Origin of the sequence: Saccharomonospora cyanea NA-134 (genome assembly GCF_000244975.1) — a bacterium.
GTDB lineage: Bacteria > Actinomycetota > Actinomycetes > Mycobacteriales > Pseudonocardiaceae > Saccharomonospora > Saccharomonospora cyanea.
In genome coordinates this window covers 2,429,022-2,448,145 of the sequence record NZ_CM001440.1, presented here as the reverse complement: position 1 = coordinate 2,448,145, position 19,124 = coordinate 2,429,022, and the positions used below count along the sequence as shown (strand labels likewise).

The window sequence follows — 19,124 nt, the reverse complement described above, 5'->3', positions numbered from 1 at the left end:
AATCACCGGATTCGCCGCGATCCGCAGGTCCGTGGCATCGGCCGCATCGCTGGGCCAGGTGGGCTATCTCCGGCTCCGCACCTGGTGTGCCACCACGTGATCAATTAGCGTGAAAGCGCTATCTCAGCCGTGCAGCGCGAGGGAGGCACACCATGCAGGACACCGAGAGGGAGCTCTGGACGACTCCCGACTTCGTGGAGTACGACACCCCCATGGAGGTCACGGCGTACTTCGGTCGGATGGAGTAACGCCCACGACGGTGGGGAGGCACGCCGCGGCCTCCCCACCACCGTCCCCACCCCGCGACCCCGGAGACCGCCATGCCGTCTTCCCCCACGATCGCCGCCCCGGCTCCGACCCACCCCGCTCCCCCGCTGCCGGAGCAGGACTTCGTCACCGCGCTGAGAGGGCTGGAGCACCGCTACTGGAGTTCGCACCCGTTCCACCGGCGCCTGCACGACGGCGACCTCACCCGCGAGGAACTCCGGCTGTGGGCGGCCAACCGCTGGTACTACCAGCGCATGCTGCCGCAGAAGGACGCGGCGATCATCAGCAACTGTCCCGTCCCCGAGATCCGCCGTCTGTGGCTCGACCGCATCGTCTACCACGACGGACGCACCGACGGCGAGGGCGGGACCGCACGGTGGCTGCGCCTGTGCGAAGCCGTCGGGCTCTCACGCGAGGAGGTGCTCGACGAGCGACACGTGGCCCCCGGCGCCCGCTTCGCGGTCGACGCCTACGTGACCTTCGCCAGGACACGCCCCTGGGTGGAGGCGATCGCGTCGGGGTTGACGGAGATGTTCTCGCCCGCGCTCATGCGGCGGCGTGTCGGTGACATGCTCGCGCACTACCCGTGGATCCGCCGCGAGGATCTGGCCTACTTCACCGACCGCATCGACGCCGTCAGCGATGAGGGCAGGCAGACACTGGACATCGTCGTGCGCCACTGCGTGACACAGGAGCAGCAGGACGCCGCAGTGGCGGCGCTCGCGTTCAAGTGCGACGTGCTGCACGCGCTGCTGGACGCCGTCGAGAGCGCGGCGAGGAGGTAGCCGCGGTGGACCCGCGGGCACGGCCCACGCTGCGGCGGGGCGTACGGCTGACCTACGACCGGACACGGGAACGCCACGTCGTGCTGTTCCCGGAGGGAGTGCTCGTGCTCAACGACACCGCGGCCGCGGTGCTGCGGCACTGCGACGGAACCATCGACGTCGACAGCATCGTCGGGGCGCTGCGCTCGCGTTACGAGGGGGTGCGCGCGGAAGACGTCCACGCGGTGCTCGACCGGCTGGCCGACCGCAGGGTGGTGGCGTGGACGTGACCGCGAACCCACCGATCGGCCTGCTGGCGGAACTGACCCACCGCTGTCCACTGAGCTGCCCGTACTGCTCGAACCCCGTCGAACTCACCGCGCGGGATTCCGAGCTCGGCACCGCCGAATGGACGTCGGTGTTCGGTCAGGCCCGCGACCTCGGGGTGCTCCAGGTGCACCTGTCCGGAGGGGAACCGCTGACGCGCCGCGACCTGCCGGAACTGGTGAGCACGGCAGCCGGGCTCGGCTGCTACGTCAACCTCGTCACCAGCGGACTCGGGTTGACCCGCGAGCGACTCACCGACCTCGTCGACCGTGGCCTCGCACACGTGCAACTGTCGGTGCAGGCCGCGACTCCGGCCCTGGCCAACCGGATCGCGGGGGTGAAGGCCCACGACCACAAACTCGCCGCCGCGCGCCTCGTCCGTGAACTGGGGCTGCCGCTCAGCGTGAACGTGGTGCTGCACCGTGCCAACCACGACGAGCTGGCCGGGATCATCGCTCTGGCCGAGCGCATGGAGGCCGACCGGCTCGAGCTGGCGAACACCCAGTTCTACGGTTGGGCCGCGCTCAACCAGCCCGCGTTGCTCCCCACCCGGGAGCAGCTCGCCGCGGCGGAGGCCGTGGTGCGGGACGCGGCGGAGCGGTTGCGTGGCCGAATGGAGATCGTCTACGTGCTCTCGGACTACTACGAGAGGTTCCCGAAACCGTGCATGGGCGGCTGGGGCGCGCACCAGCTCACGATCGCTCCCGACGGCACCGCACTGCCCTGTCCGGCGGCCTCGGCGATCACGACACTGGAGTTCGACAACGTGCGTGACACGCCACTCGCCGACATTTGGTACCGCTCGCCCGCGTTCACCGCCTACCGGGGCGAGGGCTGGATGCGGGAACCCTGCCGCAGCTGCGAGCGCCGGACGATCGACTTCGGGGGCTGCCGCTGCCAGGCGTTCGCACTCACCGGTGACGCCGCCGCCACGGACCCCGTGTGCCACCGCTCCCCCGACCGGCACCGCGTCGACGCGCTGCTCGACGCACCGGCCACACCGGGCGAGTTCGTCATGCGAGGGCGGGTATGAGGGTCGTCGTGCTGGGCACCGCGGCCGGCGGTGGAGTACCGCAGTGGAACTGCGCCTGCGCGAACTGCTGCTCGGCCCGGGAGGGCACCACCGTGTCGCGCACGCAGGACTGCCTCGCGGTCAGCGGCGACGGCACGGAGTGGTACCTGGTCAACGCCTCCCCGGACATCCGCCACCAGCTCACCGCCTGCCCAGCGCTGGTCCCGGGGCCGGGGCCGCGGCAGACACCGCTGCGGGGCGTGTTCCTGACCGACGGCGAGTTGGACCACACGCTCGGACTGTTCCAGTTGAAGGAGGCCGAAGGCCTGCGCGTGTGGGCTCCGGCGGCGGTGCTGGGCAGCGTGGCCGCGCGGAAGATCGTCGACTCCTATCGCCCGTGGGAGTGGGAGCCGCTGGACGGCGGCGTGCTCCTCGGCAACCTGCGGGTGGACGTCCTGGCCGTGAGTGACAAACGACCGAAGTACGCGGCGGACGTCGTCGCGGAGGGACCGTGGGTGGTGGCCTACCGCTTCACGGACACCGCCACCGGCGGCGCACTCGTGTACGCGCCGTGTCTCGCGCAGTGGCCGGAGGGCTTCGACGAGTTCTGCGCGGGAGCCGACTACGTCCTGCTCGACGGCTCCTTCCACGAGCCGGAGGAAATGGCCACGACCACGCACGGCGACGTCCCCTCCCCCGCCCAGAGCGCCATGGGACACCTTCCCGTCGCGGGCCCGAACGGCAGTCTCGCCCGCATCCGCCGGATGCCCGGCCGCACGCGATGGCTCTACACACACGTCAACAACACGAACCCGGTCCTCGACCCGTCGTCGGCGGAAGTCGCGACGATCGTCGAGGCGGGCGCCGGTATCGCGACCGACGGGACGGTACTACGGCTGTAGTGAACGGTGGAGGGATGGAAGTTCCCGAACGGCCGGGCCCCGGCCCCGCTGCCTTCGAAGAACACGGAGGGACAGGGTGGACACAGGGCCCGGCGCACCGCCTACAGCGCTCCGGCCAAGCGGTTGGCCAGCAACGTGGTGAACCGCTGCGGGTCGGGCAGTTCACTGCCCTCGGCCAGCAGCGCCATGCCGTACAGCAGCTCGGCCGTCTCGGCCAGCGCGGTGGCCTCGGCACCCGCCGCATGGGCGTCGCGGAGCCCGGTCACCAGCACGTGCTCCGGGTTCAGCTCCAGGATGCGCTTGGCCACCGGCACGTCCTGCCCGGCCTGCTGGTACATCCTCGCCAGCGCGGGCGGGATGTCGTAGGTGTCGCCGACCAGACACGCGGGCGAGGTGGTGAGCCGGTTCGACAACCGCACCTCCTTGACCTGGTCGGCCAGCGTGGTCGTCAGCCATTCCCGCAGCGCGTCGAAGCTGCTCTCGTCGACCTTCTTCTCCGCGCCGGTCTCCTCGTCGCCGTCGGCGCCGAGGTCGACCTGGCCCTTGGCGATCGAGGTGAACGTCTTCCCCTCGTACTCGCCGACCTGCTCGACCCAGAACTCGTCGATGGGGTCGGTGAGGACGAGCACCTCCAGTCCCTTCGCGCGGAACGCCTCCATGTGCGGTGAGTTCTCCACCACCGCCCGCGAGGCCCCGGTCAGGTAGTAGATGTGGTCCTGGCCGTCCTTCGCGCGGTCCACGTAGTCACGCAAGGTCGTCAGTTCGTCGGCCGAGTGGGTGGAGGCGAACGACGCGATGTCGAGGATGGCCTTGCGGTTGTCCGGGTCCTCGACGAGGCCCTCCTTGACGACGCGGCCGAACTCCCGCCAGAAGGTGTCGTAGCGGCCCCGGTCGTCGGTCATCATCTCCTTGACGGCACCGAGGACCTTCTTCACCAGACGCCGCCGCATGAGCCGGATGTGGCGGTCCTGCTGCAGGATCTCGCGCGACACGTTGAGCGAGAGGTCCGCGGCGTCCACCACGCCCTTGACGAAACGCAGGTAGTCCGGGACCAGCGCCTCGCAGTTGTCCATGATGAAGACACGCTTGACGTAGAGCTGCACCCCGCGCTTGGCATCGCGGTAGTACAGGTCCATCGGTGCGCGCGACGGCAGGAACAGCAGCGCCTGGTATTCGAACGTCCCCTCGGCCTTCACCGAGATGGTCCGCAGCGGGTCGAGCCAGTCGTGGCTGATGTGCTTGTAGAACTCGCGGTACTCCTCCTCGGAGACCTCGTCCTTCGGCCGCGCCCACAGGGCCTTGCGGGAGTTGAGCGTCTCCCACTCGTGCGTGGTCCTGCCGTCCTCGGTCTTCTCGGTCCGCAACCGGATCGGCCAGGTGACGAAGTCGGAGTAGCGCCGCACGATCTCGCGCAGCACGGACTCGGAGGTGTAGTCGTGGAGCTGGTCCTCCGCGTCCTCGGGCTTGAGGTGCAGGGTGATCGTGGTGCCCACGCCGACCTCGGTCTCGTCGGTGACGGCCTCCACCGTGTAGGTGCCGCTGCCGTCGGACGCCCAGCGCGTCACCTCGGTCTGCCCGGCCTTCCTCGTCACGAGCGTGACCGTGTCGGCGACCATGAACGCCGAGTAGAACCCGACGCCGAACTGTCCGATGAGTTCACCGGTGGCCGCGCTGTCGGCGTTCTTCGCCTCCCGCAGTTTCTTGATCAGCTCACCGGTCCCCGACTTCGCGATCGTGCCGATGAGCCCGACCACCTCGTCGCGCGACATGCCGATGCCGTTGTCGCGGATGGTGAGCGTCCGCGCGGCCCGGTCGACCTCCAGGTCGATGTGCAGGTCGTCGATGTCGATGCCGTCGGCACCGGCCAGACTCTTGTCGCGGAACGTCTCCAGGCGCAGCTTGTCCAGCGCGTCGGAGGCGTTCGAGATGAGCTCACGCAGGAAGATGTCCTTGTTCGAGTAGATGGAGTGGACCATCAGTTGCAGGAGCTGGCGGGCCTCCGCCTGGAACTCGTGCGTCTCGATCTGAGCAGTCACTCAAGTCTCCTCGTGGGAAAACCGAAGGTCGGGCTGGGGCCACGAACGCGGCCTCACCGGGCAGTATCTCGCGCGTGCCCGGAGCGGGAACAGCGTCCCCCGCTCACCCGGAAAGCGGTTTACACCTTGCGCGAGCATGACGAAAATCACCGGCCATGCGCAGGAGCCTGCTCTCGTTCACCCTCGCCGCCGTCACCGTCGCGGCCACGCTCACCGCTCCCGCCGCCACGGCGGCGAGCACGGGCCACGAGGAGATCGACTATCACGAGTGGTCGGGTGTGACCGCGTTCCGACACGGGGAGGCCGACGGGGTACGGGCCACCGGCACCGGGCTCCGGCTCACCCGGCCGACACGGGCCGGCGACGGCTCGGAGTACGGTCGCTGGACGTCGCCGTGGTACGAGCAGGGCTTCGACGCCACCGAACTCGTCGCGTCCTGGAACGCCACCACGCCGGACGGTACCTGGGTGACGATCGAGGCCGCCGCGCGCACCGACACCGGCGAGCACACGGCCTGGTACGTGCTGGGGAAGTGGGCGTTCGGCGACGACGACATCGAGCGCACCACGGTGGCCGGGCAGCGGGACGAGCACGCCGCCGTGTACGTGGACACGCTCGCTGCCGCCGACGGCGTGTCGTTCCGTTCGTACCGGCTGCGGGTGACGCTGCACCGCCAGGAGTCCTCGTCGGCCACGCCGAGGGTTCGCGCGGTCGGCGCGATGACGTCGGCGGTGCCCGACCGATTCACGGTTCCCACGTCGAGGCCCGGAGTGGCCAGGGGGATCGAGCTGCCCGTTCCGCGCTACGCGCAGAACCTCCACTCGGGCAACTACCCTGAGTACGGCGGAGGCGGTCAGAACTGGTGCAGCCCCACGTCGACCGAGATGGTCGTCGAGTACTGGGGACGCGGCCCCGAGGACTCGGAGCTGTCGTGGTTGCCCGACGACTACGTGGACCCGACGGTGGCCCACGCCGCGCGCCACACGTACGACTACTCGTACGAAGGCACGGGCAACTGGCCGTTCAACACGGCCTACGCCGCTCACTACGGGTTGCGCGGCCACGTCACGCGCCTGCACTCGCTGGCCGAACTCGAACGCTACGTCGCCAGGGGCGTCCCCGTCGTCACGTCGGTGTCCTTCCTGGAGAGCGAACTCGACGGCGCGGGATACGGCACCGACGGCCACCTCATGGTGGTCGTCGGCTTCACGCCCGAGGGCGACGTCATCGTCAACGACCCGGCGTCCGACACCAACGAAGGCGTGCGCAACGTCTACCGGCGCGACCAGTTCGAGACCGTGTGGCAGCGCACCCAGCGGCGCACCGCTGACGGCGGGGTGGCGGGCGGTCCGGGTGGCATCGTGTACGTGATCCACCCCTGACCCTTCTCCGGCGGCTCAGAGCCTCAGGTCGTACCGCGCGAGCTCGGGGTTCGCCGCGAGGACGAGGGTGTCCTGCACGTGGACGAACCACCGGCCTGCGAGGTCGCAGCCTGCCTCGTGTGCGCCGCCACCACGAGCGCGGGGGCGGGTCCACGTACCGGGCCAGAGCGAAGGTGACCAGCCAGTCGTGCACCTCGGGCGGCGACAACACGTGGTTGGGCGCGGCCGCGAGCTGGTCGCGTACCCGCCGCGGCGTCGTGCTGTCCCGCAGCCGGGCCGCGTGCCGAAGCCGGAACCCGTCCGACGCCGCCCGGTCGGCATAGACGTCGACAGGTGCGCGAGAGTTCGCTCGTCACCGTCCTCGCCCTCGAGGACCCGCACGAGCCGGTCGGCGTGGTGGTGCAGGGTCGCGGCGACGTTCGTCCCCATCCGCACCGCGACTCCTCCAGCGACGGCGACGGCGTCGAAGTAGTCCGGGGTGACGTCGTGCCAGGCGGTGTCACCGGTCATCGGCACCACACCGTCGTACGAAGGCCGTACCGTTGCAGGGCAACGGCGAGCTCCTCGGCCTGTGCCCGGCTCGCGCGCGCGGCGACGTCGGCCCACCGCCCCCAGTGCACCGTCCGGGTCATATCGATCGCCTCCGGCCAGGGGAGGTCACAGAGCCGGTGCAGAACGTCCATCACCACGAGGGCCGAAGTGACCTCGTCGTTGTGAATGCGGACAAACCACTCACTCGTGGACACGAGCGCATCATGCCACGAGCCCGGTGCCTCGTCGCCGAACTCCCCAGCGACAGTCGTGGACCCCATGCCCTTCCCTGCCACCGGCGACTGCTCGCACGGCCGCGGACGCCCCGGGCCGTGCGAGCCTGCGTGGTGCCGGGACGGTCAGGAAAACTGGATACCTCCGTCGATCATCACCGACTGCCCTGTCATGTAATCGGAGTCTGGCGAGGCCAGGTACGACACGAACTTGGACACGTCCTCCGGAACCGACACCCGGCCGAGGTGGATCAGTTCCGAGTACTTGCTGATCGCCGCACCCTTGCGCAGCCCCTCGTTCTCGGCGAGCTTCTCGTCGATGTAGTCCCACATGGCGGTGCCCACGATGCCCGGACAGTAGGCGTTCACCGTGATGCCGTGCTGGGCCCACTCCATCGCGGCGGCCTGCGTCAGTCCCCTGACCGCCCACTTCGACGCCGAGTAGTGGCCGAGCAGCGGGAACGGCCGGTAGCCGACGATCGACGCCGCTCCGATGATCTTGCCGCCACCACCCTGGGCGATCATCTGCCGGGCCGCGGCGGTGTAGCACAGGTACACGCCGCGCAGATTGATCGCCATCAGGTGGTCGAACTCCTCGGACGTAACCTCCAGGAGCGGTTTGACGTGCGCGATACCCGCGTTGGCCACCATCACGTCGAGGTGGCCCAACTCGCTCACCACGCGCTCCACCATCGACTCCACGGCCTGCGGCTCCGACACGTCGGCGACCACGGCCGCCGACCTCCTGCCCAGTCCGGCGATCTCGTCGGCCACCTCGTGAAGCCGCGCCTCGCCTGCCTCGACGTCGTTGACGGCGACGTCGAGACCGTCCTCGGCCAGGCGCAACGCGATCGCCCTGCCGATACCCCGTGCCGCGCCCGTCACCAGCGCGACGCGCGCCTGCCCTGCTGTGGTCATGTCCGTTCTCCTTCGTGGGGTGGGTTGCGCTGCCGCGGACACGTCAGCGTTCGGGAACGGCGAGCTCCCCGAGTTCCGACCAGTCGTCCTGCTCGACGGTGGTGTTGACGATGCGAGGGGTCTCGGCCAGGCGCGGAGGCAACATGCGCTGCGCGGTGCGGAAGTGCTCCGACTGCACGTGGGCCGCCCCGGCGTCCTCGTCGCGGAAGGCCTCCACGAGGACGTACTCCGTGGGGTCGTCGACGCTGCGCGACCAGTCGAACCACAGGCAGCCCGGCTCGGCGCGGGTCGCCTGAGTGAAGTCCGCGCTGATCTCCGGCCACCGGTCGGCGTACTCGGGAAGCACCCGGAACTTCGCGGTGATGAAAATCATCGGGTTCCCTTCGTCGTCACGGCACGAGAACCGCTCGACCGCGGACCCGGCCCGTGTCGAGGTCGTCCAGCGCGTCCTGAAACCTGTCGAGTGGGTAGGTGGCGGTGTGCAGCCGGACGTGTCCCTGGGCGGCCAGCACCATGAGTTCGCAGAGATCGGTGTACGACCCGACGAGGTTGCCGATGAAGTTGATCTCCGAGGCGATGATGTCAATGGTGGGCACGTCGAGGTTCTCGCCGTAGCCGACCACGTGGTAGTCGCCGGCCCTCCGCAGCATGCGCACCCCGTCGGCGGTCGCTCCGCCCTCGCCGACGAAGTCCACGACGACCTCGGCGCCGTGCCCGCCCGTGAGATCGAGGACGTGCTCCACCTGCGAGCCGTCCGCGACGACACCGTGGTCGGCCCCGACCTCGCGACCGAGGCCGACCGCGTCCTCGTTGCGGTCCACCACGATCAGCTCGGCGGCCGTGAGCGCCTTCAGCACCTGGATACCGATGTGCCCGAGCCCGCCCGCCCCGATCACGACGCAGCGGTGGCCCGGCCGCAGCGTGCGCGCGGCCTTGGCCGCCGCGTGGTAGGCGGTCAACCCGGCGTCGGCCAACGCCGCGACGTCCGCGGGCCGCAAGGCCGGATCGAGGGTCACCACGCTGCGCGCCGAGGTCTTCACGTACTCGGCGTATCCGCCAGCCGTGTCGATGCCCGGGAACAACGACTGCTCACAGTGGACATCGTCACCGGCGCGGCAGGCCCGGCACAGACCGCACGTGACCAGCGGGTGCAGGATCACCGGGTCGCCCTCTGCGACGTTGGTGACCGCGCTGCCCACCGCGTGCACCCAGCCCGCGTTCTCGTGGCCGATCGTGTATGGCAGCGTCACGCCGGACTTCCGGGCCCACTGGCCCTCGAGGATGTGCAGATCGGTTCGGCACACACCGGCCCCACCGAGCTTCACCACCACGTCGTACGGCGAGGTGATCTTCGGTTCCGGTACGTCGGTCAGTCGTGGCGGCTCGCCGTATCCGACGACCTGGACAGCCTTCATGGGAGTGTCTCCTTCACTGAGGGTCGAACTCTGCGGCCCGTGGCGTCTGCTCCCTCTCCGCGCCCGGGTAACGCGTGCGGAGCAGGCCACGGCAGAAGTGCGCGTTTCCGTCGATCGAGATGCGCACGGAACGCGCGTACCGCAGCCGCACGGGCAACTCGTGTTTCGGATAGGACTGCCCGGTGTCATCGACGAGGACACGCGCTGTCGGTGCGACACCGAGTCCCAGTGCCTTCCGACGACGGAGCAGGCTGTCACGCGCTCGTCCTTCGGGAAGGTCACCGAGGGCCACGCCGTGCAGGTCGTTCTCGGTGAGTCTCGGGTCACCCCGCAGCAGTTCCGTGAGCGCGCGCTCCATGGCTGCCGTGTGGGCCTTCCGGCGAAACGTCAGGCGCAGTTCCTCCAGCCCCTCGCTGGCCTCCGGACCGAAGGTCCCGAGGTAGCCCGCGTCGGCGGCCAGGCCGCGGTTGATGCGGTCGGAGTCGTGGTGGTCGTCGAGGAAGACCACGGCCCGCCGCACGGAGTCCAGTCGCTGGAGGGCGTCCTTCGCATCGGCCGCCATGAGGTAGGCGAAGTTCGGGGAACAGAACGACGTCGGCAACCTCAGGTGCACGATGACCACACCGTCCTCCGTCGCCTCCACGGAACGGACGAACCCGAGATCGGTGACGGGTTCGTCGAGCTCGGGGTCGTAGACCTCGTCCAGCGCCGAGCGCGCGGCGCGTTCGAGAGTGACCGCCTTCATGTCAGGCCGCCACGGGCGCGGGCAGGCGGAGCTCGACGGGCACGTCGAGGTCGTACATGGCAGCCGCGTTCAACCCGAGGATCTTCTTCTTCTGCTCCACCGTGATCGGTGGGTACTCCGTCATGTCCTCCGGAATCTGGAAGTCGACGAACCGCTCGATCAGCCACTTCGGCGTCCAGAGGGCGTAGTCGCTGGAGAACTGGATCCGGTCCTCGTCCAACCAGTAGAGCAACTCGCCGATGATCTGCGCGAAGTAGCGGGGGCGTGTGTGGATGAACGGGATCACCACGGCGAGGCCGGCGTGCACGTTCGGTTCCTGCGTCGCGATCCAGCAGAAGTCCTCCAGGCGCGGCAGGCCGCAGTGCTCGACCACGAAGTTCAGGTCGGGGAAGTCCGTGGCCGCCTTGTCCACGTCGGCGACGTCGAAGGCGTCCCGGTCGAGCGGCCGGATGGTGGGTCCCTTGTGGATGTGGATGTTCCTGATGCCCAGTTCCCGGCAGAGTTCCAGATAGCGGTAGGTCCAGGGGTCGTCCATCTTGTACCCGCGCGAGTCACCCTGCCATTCGGCGGTGTAGAGCTTGACGCCCTTGAGCCCGAAGCGCTCGGCGTCGCGCCGCAGCGCGTCGAGGCCGGCCTGCTCGAACCGCGGGTCGAAGAAGTGATTGTAGGTCAGTTTGTCCGGGTACCGCTGGGTGAGCGCGAACGCCTCCTCCGTCTGTCCGAACCCGGTGCGGTAGAACTCGCCGAGATGGGCGGGCTGGAAGATGGCATGGTCGACGTGGCCGTCCTCGAACAGGTCCTTCATCAGCCGCTCGCCGCCGTAGTACAGGAACTCGTCGTCGTACGACCACCGCTCCGACTCCGGACTCAGGTTCCGGTGGTAGTCGTAGAAGCAGTCGATGAACTGCTTGCCGTGAATGTTGCGCTGGTTCTCGGGACGGGCGTCCCAAAGTGCGATGTGCGCGTCGACGATGAAGTAGCGCTCGCCGTCCTTGGTGTACATGGCACCTCCGCGTGCTGGCGACCGTGAGCTGGTGAGAACGCACGCTAGGAGAAGCCGGAGTGATCGGGGAGTTCTCGGGCGTCTCACTTTGAGACACGCGGAAACCGCCGCGTTCGCGGTGCAGGGGTTACCGTGAGGCGAATCGACGCGACGAGGCGTCTTCGTGGAGGTCGCGATGGGAACATACGCCGGTCCACTGCCCACGGACACGCGCACTCGCAGGAGTGTGGTGCTACCACCGCGACTGCGGGCGTCGTGGCACCGCAGCGCCCGCTACGGACTGTCGGTGGACGAGCTGCACCCGGTCTTCACGGGATCGGTCGACACCGGATCGCTGCTCTACGAGTGCGGTGACGAGGTGCTGCGCGGACTCCAGACCACCCTGGCCAACGAACCGGTCAGCCTTATGATCACCGACAGTGACGGGCTGGTCCTGAGCAGGTTGTCCCACGACAAGTCCATCCTCCGATCGCTCGACGACGTGAACCTCGCTCCGGGGTTCTACTTCGCCGAGCGCAATGCCGGCACCAACGGGCTGGGGCTGGCACTGGCTGATCGCGCGCCGTCGCTCGTGCGGGCGGACGAGCACTACTGCACGGCGCTGCATGGCTATACCTGCGCTGCCGCCCCGATTCTCGATCCCGTACGCGGCGACGTGGCGGGTTCCGTGAATCTCACGACGTGGTCCGACTCGTCCTCCGAACTGCTTCTGGCGCTGGCACAGGCGGCGGCGGGCAACACCTCGGCGCTCATGCTCGCGCGCGGTATGGGCCGCCAATCGAGGCCCGCACCGAGGGGCGAGGTGTTCCGGGTCTACGCCGATTCACGACAGGTGCGCCCGGCGTACGCGGAGCTGTCCGTGCCATGGAGGCGGGCGGTGGCCGAGGCCCGCGGCGCGTTCGAACGCGGTGGTGTGGTGGCGGTGGTGGGTGAGCCCGGCTCGGGCAAGACGGCCCTGGTCTCCCTCGCCCGGCGCGAGTTGCGTCGGGAACGCCTGCTGAGCGCACGGCCACCCGCTCCGGACAACGTCGAGCCGTGGCTGGCGCTGTGGGCGCCCGAGCTCGGCAAGGACAGCACCTGTGTGATCGTCTCGGGGGTCGACGTCCTGCCGGCGTGGGCGGCGACGGAACTCGCGCAGTTGTTCGGCGAGGTCCGCACGACCGACGGGAGGCTCCAGCCGTTCGTCGTGACCGCCGCGCACCACGAGGCGATCCCCGACGACCTGCGGCCGTTGGTCGACATGGTCGTGGAGGCGCCACCGCTCCGGGACCGGCCGGACGACGTGCTGCCGCTGGCCCGTCATTTCGCGCGGCGCGACTGGGGGAGGGAGACCGACTTCACGCCCGCCGCGGCGCGGGCGCTGAGCACCTACGAGTGGCCAGGCAACGTGCGGCAGTTGCGGCAGGTGATGCGCCGGGCAGCGGCCAGGGCCACCTGCATCGACGTGCGTCATCTGCCCGCCGAGGTGTTCGCGAGTCCCTCACGCCCGTTGAGCCGCCTGCAGGCGCTGGAGCGCGACGAGATCGTGCGGTGCCTGACCGAACCGGGCACCACCGTGGCACGGGCGGCCGCGCGGTTGGGGATCAGCCGCGCGACGATCTACCGCAAGATCGCCCAGTACGACATCAAGGTGCCCCAGCGTCCGTAGGACCGCACCTCGCGGGTACGGGCCTGGAGACGGCGTCCTGCGCCCGGGCGGGTGGCCCGGCCTGCGGACCGGTGAGGTGGCCGCGTCGGCCACACCCACGGGGGTGAACTCCCACGGCCTCGCGCGGCGACGTGGTGCTCACCCCACCGGTCCGTGCCCGTGTGGGGAGTCGGATGGCGCCGAGACGGTTTTCGGCGGCGGCAAGTCCGGCCGCGCATCACAGGGGCGGTCGCACACCCCGCGCGGTGAGGGAACGCCCGACCTGGTCATCACCAACGTCGTCGTGCTCGACCACCGGGGGATCGTCAAGGTGACGTCGGCGTCCGCGACGGCCGCTTCGTCGCGGTCGCCAAGTCCGGTAATCCCGGCATCATGTCCGGTGTCCACCCCGGCCTGGTGGTCGGTCCGTCGACCGAACTCCTCAGCGACACGGGGATGATCATGACGCCCGGTGCCGTCGACACGCATGTGCACATGGTGTCCCCGGCCATGTGCCGGGTGGCGCTCGAGGCGGGCATCACCACGCTCGTCGACGGGGGGCCGGCCCCACCAGCGGTTCACAGGCCACGCTCGCCACACCGGGAGCGTGGTGGCTGGAACGGATGTTCGAGGCTTTCGACCCGTGGCCGGTCAACGTGGCGTTCCTCGGCCGAGGCACCACCGTGTCACGGGAGGCACTGCTCGAACAGGTCCGGGCCGAGGCGGCGGGGTTCAAGTGCCACGAGGACCGGGGTGCCATTCCCGCGGTGATCGACGCCGCCCTCACCGTGGCCGACGACTCCGGTGTGCAGGTCGCGGTGCACAGCGACACGCCCAACGAGGCAGGCTTCGTCGAGGATCTCATCCGGACCGCTGGTGGCCGGACCTTCCACAGCTACCACACCGAAGGCGCCGGCGGCGGCCACACCCCGGACATCATCCGTATCGCGGGTGAGCGCAACGTCCTGCCCTCATCGACCACACCCATCCGGCCGTTCACGGTCAACACGGTCGACGAGCAGCTGGACATGGTCCTCGTCGCCCACCACCTCAACCCGAAGGTGCCGACCGAGCTGGCCTTCGCCGAGAGTCGCGTGCGGACGACGACGATCGCCGCCGAGCAGCACGCGAGCACCGAGGTGCGTCTCTTTGCGTCGGGAACACGCTCCAACCCCGGCAGCCTGCCGCTCCACCGCGATGCGGGCACACGCACTGCTCGCCACGGAACTCCTTCACCCGCCCGGCAAACCGGGGCGCAGTGCGGTCACCACGCTACGTTCCCAACCTCCGCTGACGCTGCGGCACACTCTGGCCAAGGAATCGACCCGTGGACCACGGGCCCTCACGGCGAGCAGCCCCGGATGACGACCGTCGTCCACGTGGCCGAGGACGCCACCCTCGTCCGGCTGGCCGATCCCTCATCGCCGCCCGCGACTGCCATCACCTCAATGACGTCCGCGGACGTCCGCGTCGACCTCGATCCGGGTGCGCGCCTGCTTCTACGCGAGGAACTGCTCCTCGGCAGGTACGGTGAGCAGCCGGGCACCGTGCGCCAACGGACCCGCGTGCGCTTCGGTGGCCGCCCGCTGTACCACCAGGACCCGCACATCGGTCCCGCGGCGCCCGCCTGGAACAGTCCCTCGGTCGCCGGCGACCACACCGCCCTCGGCTCCGTCCTCCTCGTCGATCCCGCCTTCGACGAGCGGCGACTCCGTACCCGGATCCAGCCAGCCGGTGCCGCCGCGCTCCCGTTGGCGGGACCCGCCGTCGTGCTCACCGTGCTCGCCCATGACGCCCTCTCGCTACGGCGGCAGCTCACCTGTGGACTGTCCGAAAACGCCACACCAGCCGTGCCACATCCGGCTCCGGGCAAGGAGAATTACCATGCCTGAGAGCAACACGACCAAGAACGAACCTGTCCGAGCGCTGCGGCTGGGCGTGGCGGGACCGGTCGGCACGGGCAAGAGTTCGCTGATCGCCACCCTGTGCCGCGACCTCGCCGACGAGTTCCGCCTGGGAGTCCTCACCGACGACATCTACACCGACGAGGACGCCCGCTTCCTCCGTTCCGCGGGAGTCTTGCCCGCAGAACGGATCCGAGCGATCGAGATCGGAGCCTGCCCCCACACCGCCATCCGCGACGACGTCAGCACGAACCTGCTGGCCGTGGAGGACCTGGAACACGACTTCGCGCCGCTCGACATCGTGCTGGTGGAAAGCGGCGGCGACAACCTCACCGCGACGTTCTGCCCGGCTCTGGTCGACGCGCAGATCTTCGTTCTCGACGTGGCGGGGGCGACGTCGCCCGCAAGGGCGGCCCCGGCATCACCCGTGCGGACCTACTCGTCATCAACAAGATCGACCTGGCACCGTACGTCGAGGTCGGCGTGGGACGGATGGTGGCCGACGCCGTCCGCTGCCAGAGCGGGCGCGCCGGTACTTCCCCTGTCCCGGGAACGCCGGAACACGGTGGAGGATCTCTGCACCCGGGTCCGCGCTCTGCACTCCGCGTTCCGGAGTGGACAGCACGCTCCGATCGACCCCGGCCCCATGGCCCCCACACCCACGTCCACACCACGGCCGACGGTGCCGGAAGCCACAGCCACTGACGGCAACACGCAGGCCACCGGCAGGACCGAGAGGAGTCACCGCGCGCATGTCGTCACCAGTTCACAGGTAGTCCGTACAGCGACAGCGGCCCCGGGAGGGGCGGAAGGAACATTCGGTGACGGAGAAGTCGTCCGGTGACTCGGTGCGCAACATCTCCGCCCAGCTCGGCGCCCTCGTACGTGACGAAGTGCAGGCGGCACTGGAGTAACCGCGGATGAAGACGCGGCAGGCGAGCGTGGCGGTGCTCTCCCGGCGCCCGCTGGGGTGCTCGGCCCTCTACGTCGGAGGCGCGTGTGGCGTTGTCCTCATGGCTTTCCCGTACCATGCCGCCCTGGTCGGCCTCGGCGCCACCGGTGCCCGAACAGGCTCTCGCTGGCGTGGAAGGCGAAATGCGTGCCATCACAGAAGCAGCCCGTCACCGCCCCGAATACGGTTCGACCGCCGCGAACGCCAGGGTCTTCCCGCCGACCGCCATGGCCGCGGACGACCGATCCTCCCCGTTCCTCCTGCCAACCAGCCGACAAACCTCCAACCGATTACCACAAACGGCCCTGTACGAACAGGAGTCCACACACTAGCGTCCCTCAGAGCCCACACTATTCAACACAACTGGACAGGAGCAAACAATGCCCTGGTCAGCAGTACGCAGCGTTGCGGCGGTGGGAGCCATTGCCGCGGTCGTCGGCACCTCGGCGACCGTTCCCGCCACCGCAGACGACAGCACGTGGAGTGTGACCGGCCCCGGTTCGGACCTGACCGCCGTGGTCAGCCTGTCCGACGGAGCCCCCTCGCTGGAGGTCACGCGCGGGGGCCGGACCGTGCTCCCCGCCTCCGGTATCGGTGTCCTGACCGAGGACACCGACCTCACCGACGACCTGACGTTCACGGGACGCTCCGACCGCACCGTGGTCGAACGCTACCGGACGACCACCGGCAAGGAACGGAAACGGCACACCGTCATGCGGGAGACGACGCTGTCGTTCACCGCCGAGGACGGCACACCGCTCGACCTCGTGGTGCGGGTGGCGCCCGACGGCGTCGCCTACCGCTACCACCTGCCCTCCCCCGACGGCACGGCGATCGTGCGCGAGGCGTCGTCGTGGACACTGCCCACCGACGCTCCCGCCTGGATGCTCGACTACAGCTCGTGGTACGAGGAGCCACGGTTCGAGGCCACGGCCGGCTCGGTGCCGAGCGGCGACTTCGGCTACCCCGCGCTGTTCTCCACCGCCGGTTCCTACGTCCTGCTCACCGAGTCGGGGCTCTCCTCGGACTATCCCGGCAGCATGCTCACGCACGAACAGGGCAGCGGCCGGTACCAGGTCGGCCTGGTGGAGCGGCCGCCCGCCTCCAGCGGTCCGCTGTCCACACCGTGGCGCGTCGCCGTGGTGGGTGACCTCGACACCGTCACGGAGTCCACTCTGGTCGACGATCTCGCCCCCGACTCGCGTGTCGCCGACACGTCGTGGATCGAGCCGGGCACGGTGGCGTGGTCGTGGCTGCCCGAGCACGACAGCCCGCGCGACCCGGAACGGCAGCGCGACTACATCGACTACGCCGCCGAGCACGGCTGGTCCTACGTTCTGATCGACGAGGGCTGGGACGCCTCGTGGGTTCCGGAGGTCACCCGGTACGCCCGCGCGAAGGGCGTGGACGTGCTCCTGTGGTTCCGGTGGTGGGAGGTCGACACTGCCGAGGAGATGGACCACTGGTTCGGACTGCTGAACGACTGGGGCGTCAAGGGCGTCAAGATCGACTTCATGAACACCGGCGAGGGCCACGGCGAAGGGGTGTCACGGCACGACTGGTACGAACGCGTGCTCGCCGCCACCGCCGAACACCGCCTGCTGGTCAACTTCCACGGCTCGACGCTGCCGAAGGGCATGCAGCGCACCTGGCCGCACCTGATGACCTACGAGGCCGTGCGCGGAGCCGAGTACTACTCCTTCAGCGGCGACCACCAGGTGACGCCTGAGCACAACACCACGCTGCCGTTCACCCGCAACGTCGTGGGTTCGATGGACTACACCCCCGTCACGCTGTCCCAGGACAGTCGCTTCACCTCCGACGGTCACGAGATCGCCCTGCCCGTGGTGTTCGAGAGCGGGCTGCTGCATCTGGCCGACCGGCCGGAGGTGTTCCCCCGGTATCCGGACGCGGAGCGTTTCCTCGACCAGGTACCGGCGGTCTGGGACGAGACGGAACTGCTCTCCGGCGAGCCCGGTTCCGAGGTGGTCCTCGCGCGGCGCCAGGGCGACCGCTGGTTCGTCGGTGGCATCGCGGCGGGTGACGCGCGCACGCTCTCGGCGTCGCTGGACTTCCTGGGCCGCGGTGACTGGCGCGTCGACCTCTTCCGGGACGGCGAGGACGGCACGGGCGTGGTGCGCGAGTCGCACGTGCTCGACCGCCACGACGAACTCACCGTGCCCGTCGCCGACAACGGGGGCTTCGCCGCGATCGTCTGCCGCGCCGACCGCCACCGGGATTCGTGCGAGCGGCCGGTGCCGACGGTACCGGACACGACGCTGGACCTCTCCGCCGAGTCGGCGACCGTGCCGGCCGGCGGAAGCGTCCGGATCAGCGCCCAGTTCACCCTCGACGAGGGCGAGCGCGTGCACGACGTGTCGTTGCGCCCCTCGGTGCCGGAGGACTGGCACGTCGAGGGAGAGGTGGTGCGGGCTCGCTCGCTGCGCGCCGGCGAAACGCTGTCGGGCACCTGGACTCTCGTCGCGCCGCAGGACGGCCCGCGGGGCCGCGTGGACCTGCCGCTGGTCGCGCAGTACCGGTTGCCGGGCGGGTCCGGGCACGGAGAGCCGGTGCACGTCGAGCGGGCGGTCGACGTACTCGTGCCGCCGGACGTGCCGCGTGGCGAGGTGTTCGTCAGCGACCTGCCGTTCCTGTCGAGTGGCAACGGCTGGGGTCCCGTGGAGCGCGACGCGTCCGTCGGTGAGCAGGAGGAAGGCGATGGTGCCGAGCTGACCATCGGCGGCACGACGTACGCCAAGGGGCTCGGCGTGCACGCGCCGTCGTCGGTGGAGCTCTACCTCGGTGGCGCCTGCACGAGACTCACCGCCGAGGTCGGGGTGGACGACGAGGTGGGCGATCAGGGTTCCGTGTCGTTCGAGGTGCGGGGTGACGACGAACAGCTCGCCGTCACCCCGACGCTGCGCGGCGCGGACGGGGCTCACCTGCTCGACGTCCCGGTGGACGGGGTGCGACTGCTGACGCTGTCCGTCCACGACGGCGGTGACGGAGTCAACCACGACCACGCCGACTGGGGTGGCGCGCGGCTGGTCTGCACAGCCTGAGGAACCGGGGTGCCGGGCCACGTACCCGGCACTCCGTCTCATCC

The 19,124-nt window shown here is 69.6% G+C and carries 17 protein-coding genes and 2 pseudogenes; 11 read left to right on the top strand and 8 right to left on the bottom strand.

Annotation, left to right across the window (positions count from 1 at the left end):
- The first annotated feature begins 152 nt into the window (after nt 1-152).
- The 5 genes from pqqA to pqqB all read left to right on the top strand — a co-directional run bounded on the left by pqqA (nt 153) and on the right by pqqB (nt 3,272).
- Nucleotides 153-248, top strand: a complete 96-nt coding sequence (gene pqqA / locus SACCYDRAFT_RS11490; protein ID WP_005456332.1) for a pyrroloquinoline quinone precursor peptide PqqA — start codon at nt 153-155, stop codon at nt 246-248.
- Nucleotides 249-320: 72 nt separating this feature from the next.
- Entirely contained in the window at nt 321-1,052 is a 732-nt protein-coding gene (gene pqqC, locus SACCYDRAFT_RS11485; protein ID WP_005456331.1) for a pyrroloquinoline-quinone synthase PqqC, read from the top strand.
- 5 nt (nt 1,053-1,057) lie between these two features.
- Nucleotides 1,058-1,321, top strand: a complete 264-nt coding sequence (gene pqqD / locus SACCYDRAFT_RS11480; protein ID WP_005456330.1) for a pyrroloquinoline quinone biosynthesis peptide chaperone PqqD — start codon at nt 1,058-1,060, stop codon at nt 1,319-1,321.
- Nucleotides 1,312-2,391, top strand: a complete 1,080-nt coding sequence (gene pqqE, locus SACCYDRAFT_RS11475) for a pyrroloquinoline quinone biosynthesis protein PqqE (RefSeq protein ID WP_005456329.1) — start codon at nt 1,312-1,314, stop codon at nt 2,389-2,391. Before pqqD ends, pqqE begins: the two co-directional genes overlap by 10 nt.
- Nucleotides 2,388-3,272, top strand: a complete 885-nt coding sequence (pqqB, locus tag SACCYDRAFT_RS11470; RefSeq protein ID WP_005456328.1) for a pyrroloquinoline quinone biosynthesis protein PqqB — start codon at nt 2,388-2,390, stop codon at nt 3,270-3,272. Before pqqE ends, pqqB begins: the two co-directional genes overlap by 4 nt.
- Before the next feature lie 101 nt (nt 3,273-3,373).
- On the opposite strand, the gene htpG is transcribed toward pqqB, so the two are convergent.
- Nucleotides 3,374-5,308: a molecular chaperone HtpG gene (gene htpG, locus SACCYDRAFT_RS11465; protein WP_005456326.1), complete on the bottom strand. Its 1,935-nt coding sequence runs from the start codon at nt 5,306-5,308 to the stop codon at nt 3,374-3,376.
- A 155-nt stretch (nt 5,309-5,463) separates the two neighbouring features.
- Here htpG and SACCYDRAFT_RS11460 point away from each other — a divergent pair, with 155 nt between their 5' ends.
- Nucleotides 5,464-6,690, top strand: a complete 1,227-nt coding sequence (locus tag SACCYDRAFT_RS11460; RefSeq protein WP_005456324.1) for a C39 family peptidase — start codon at nt 5,464-5,466, stop codon at nt 6,688-6,690.
- A gap of 15 nt (nt 6,691-6,705) precedes the next feature.
- Here the strand turns inward: SACCYDRAFT_RS11460 and SACCYDRAFT_RS11455 are convergent, their stop codons facing one another.
- The 7 genes from SACCYDRAFT_RS11455 to SACCYDRAFT_RS11425 all read right to left on the bottom strand — a co-directional run bounded on the left by SACCYDRAFT_RS11455 (nt 6,706) and on the right by SACCYDRAFT_RS11425 (nt 11,535).
- A complete protein-coding gene (locus SACCYDRAFT_RS11455; RefSeq protein WP_005456322.1) occupies nt 6,706-7,200 on the bottom strand; it encodes a hypothetical protein in 495 nt (164 codons plus the stop codon).
- Nucleotides 7,197-7,502, bottom strand: coding sequence for an ATP-dependent Clp protease adaptor ClpS (locus SACCYDRAFT_RS11450; protein ID WP_005456321.1), 306 nt, complete (start codon nt 7,500-7,502; stop codon nt 7,197-7,199). Before SACCYDRAFT_RS11450 ends, SACCYDRAFT_RS11455 begins: the two co-directional genes overlap by 4 nt.
- A 78-nt stretch (nt 7,503-7,580) precedes the next feature.
- Nucleotides 7,581-8,372 (bottom strand): acetoin reductase, encoded by a 792-nt coding sequence (locus tag SACCYDRAFT_RS11445; RefSeq protein WP_005456320.1) that lies wholly within the window; start codon nt 8,370-8,372, stop codon nt 7,581-7,583.
- A gap of 43 nt (nt 8,373-8,415) precedes the next feature.
- A complete protein-coding gene (locus SACCYDRAFT_RS11440; protein WP_005456319.1) occupies nt 8,416-8,745 on the bottom strand; it encodes a putative quinol monooxygenase in 330 nt (109 codons plus the stop codon).
- A gap of 16 nt (nt 8,746-8,761) precedes the next feature.
- Nucleotides 8,762-9,787 (bottom strand): NAD(P)-dependent alcohol dehydrogenase, encoded by a 1,026-nt coding sequence (locus SACCYDRAFT_RS11435; RefSeq protein ID WP_005456318.1) that lies wholly within the window; start codon nt 9,785-9,787, stop codon nt 8,762-8,764.
- 13 nt (nt 9,788-9,800) lie between these two features.
- On the bottom strand, nt 9,801-10,532 hold the full coding sequence (locus SACCYDRAFT_RS11430) for a metal-sulfur cluster assembly factor (RefSeq protein ID WP_005456317.1): 732 nt from the start codon (nt 10,530-10,532) through the stop codon (nt 9,801-9,803).
- Between the two features lies 1 nt (nt 10,533).
- Nucleotides 10,534-11,535, bottom strand: coding sequence for an amidohydrolase family protein (locus tag SACCYDRAFT_RS11425; RefSeq protein ID WP_005456316.1), 1,002 nt, complete (start codon nt 11,533-11,535; stop codon nt 10,534-10,536).
- Nucleotides 11,536-11,710: 175 nt separating this feature from the next.
- On the opposite strand from SACCYDRAFT_RS11425, the gene SACCYDRAFT_RS11420 reads away from it, so the two are divergent.
- From SACCYDRAFT_RS11420 to SACCYDRAFT_RS11405, 5 genes and pseudogenes are all read left to right on the top strand, one after another.
- Nucleotides 11,711-13,183 carry an AAA-type ATPase lid domain-containing protein gene (locus SACCYDRAFT_RS11420; protein WP_005456315.1) on the top strand — a complete coding sequence of 491 codons (1,473 nt, stop codon included), beginning with the start codon at nt 11,711-11,713 and terminating at the stop codon, nt 13,181-13,183.
- A 76-nt stretch (nt 13,184-13,259) separates the two neighbouring features.
- Nucleotides 13,260-13,543 (top strand): annotated as a pseudogene (locus SACCYDRAFT_RS27320) (hypothetical protein); the annotation flags it as partial.
- 131 nt (nt 13,544-13,674) lie between these two features.
- A complete protein-coding gene (locus tag SACCYDRAFT_RS26860) occupies nt 13,675-15,054 on the top strand; it encodes an urease accessory protein UreD (RefSeq protein WP_232283819.1) in 1,380 nt (459 codons plus the stop codon).
- Nucleotides 15,047-15,690: pseudogene (gene ureG / locus SACCYDRAFT_RS26855) on the top strand (urease accessory protein UreG); the annotation flags it as partial. The gene SACCYDRAFT_RS26860 and the pseudogene ureG, both read left to right, overlap by 8 nt.
- A 708-nt stretch (nt 15,691-16,398) precedes the next feature.
- Complete coding sequence (locus SACCYDRAFT_RS11405) at nt 16,399-19,080, top strand: glycoside hydrolase family 97 catalytic domain-containing protein (protein ID WP_005456311.1); 2,682 nt, start codon at nt 16,399-16,401, stop codon at nt 19,078-19,080.
- Nucleotides 19,081-19,124: the final 44 nt, after the last annotated feature.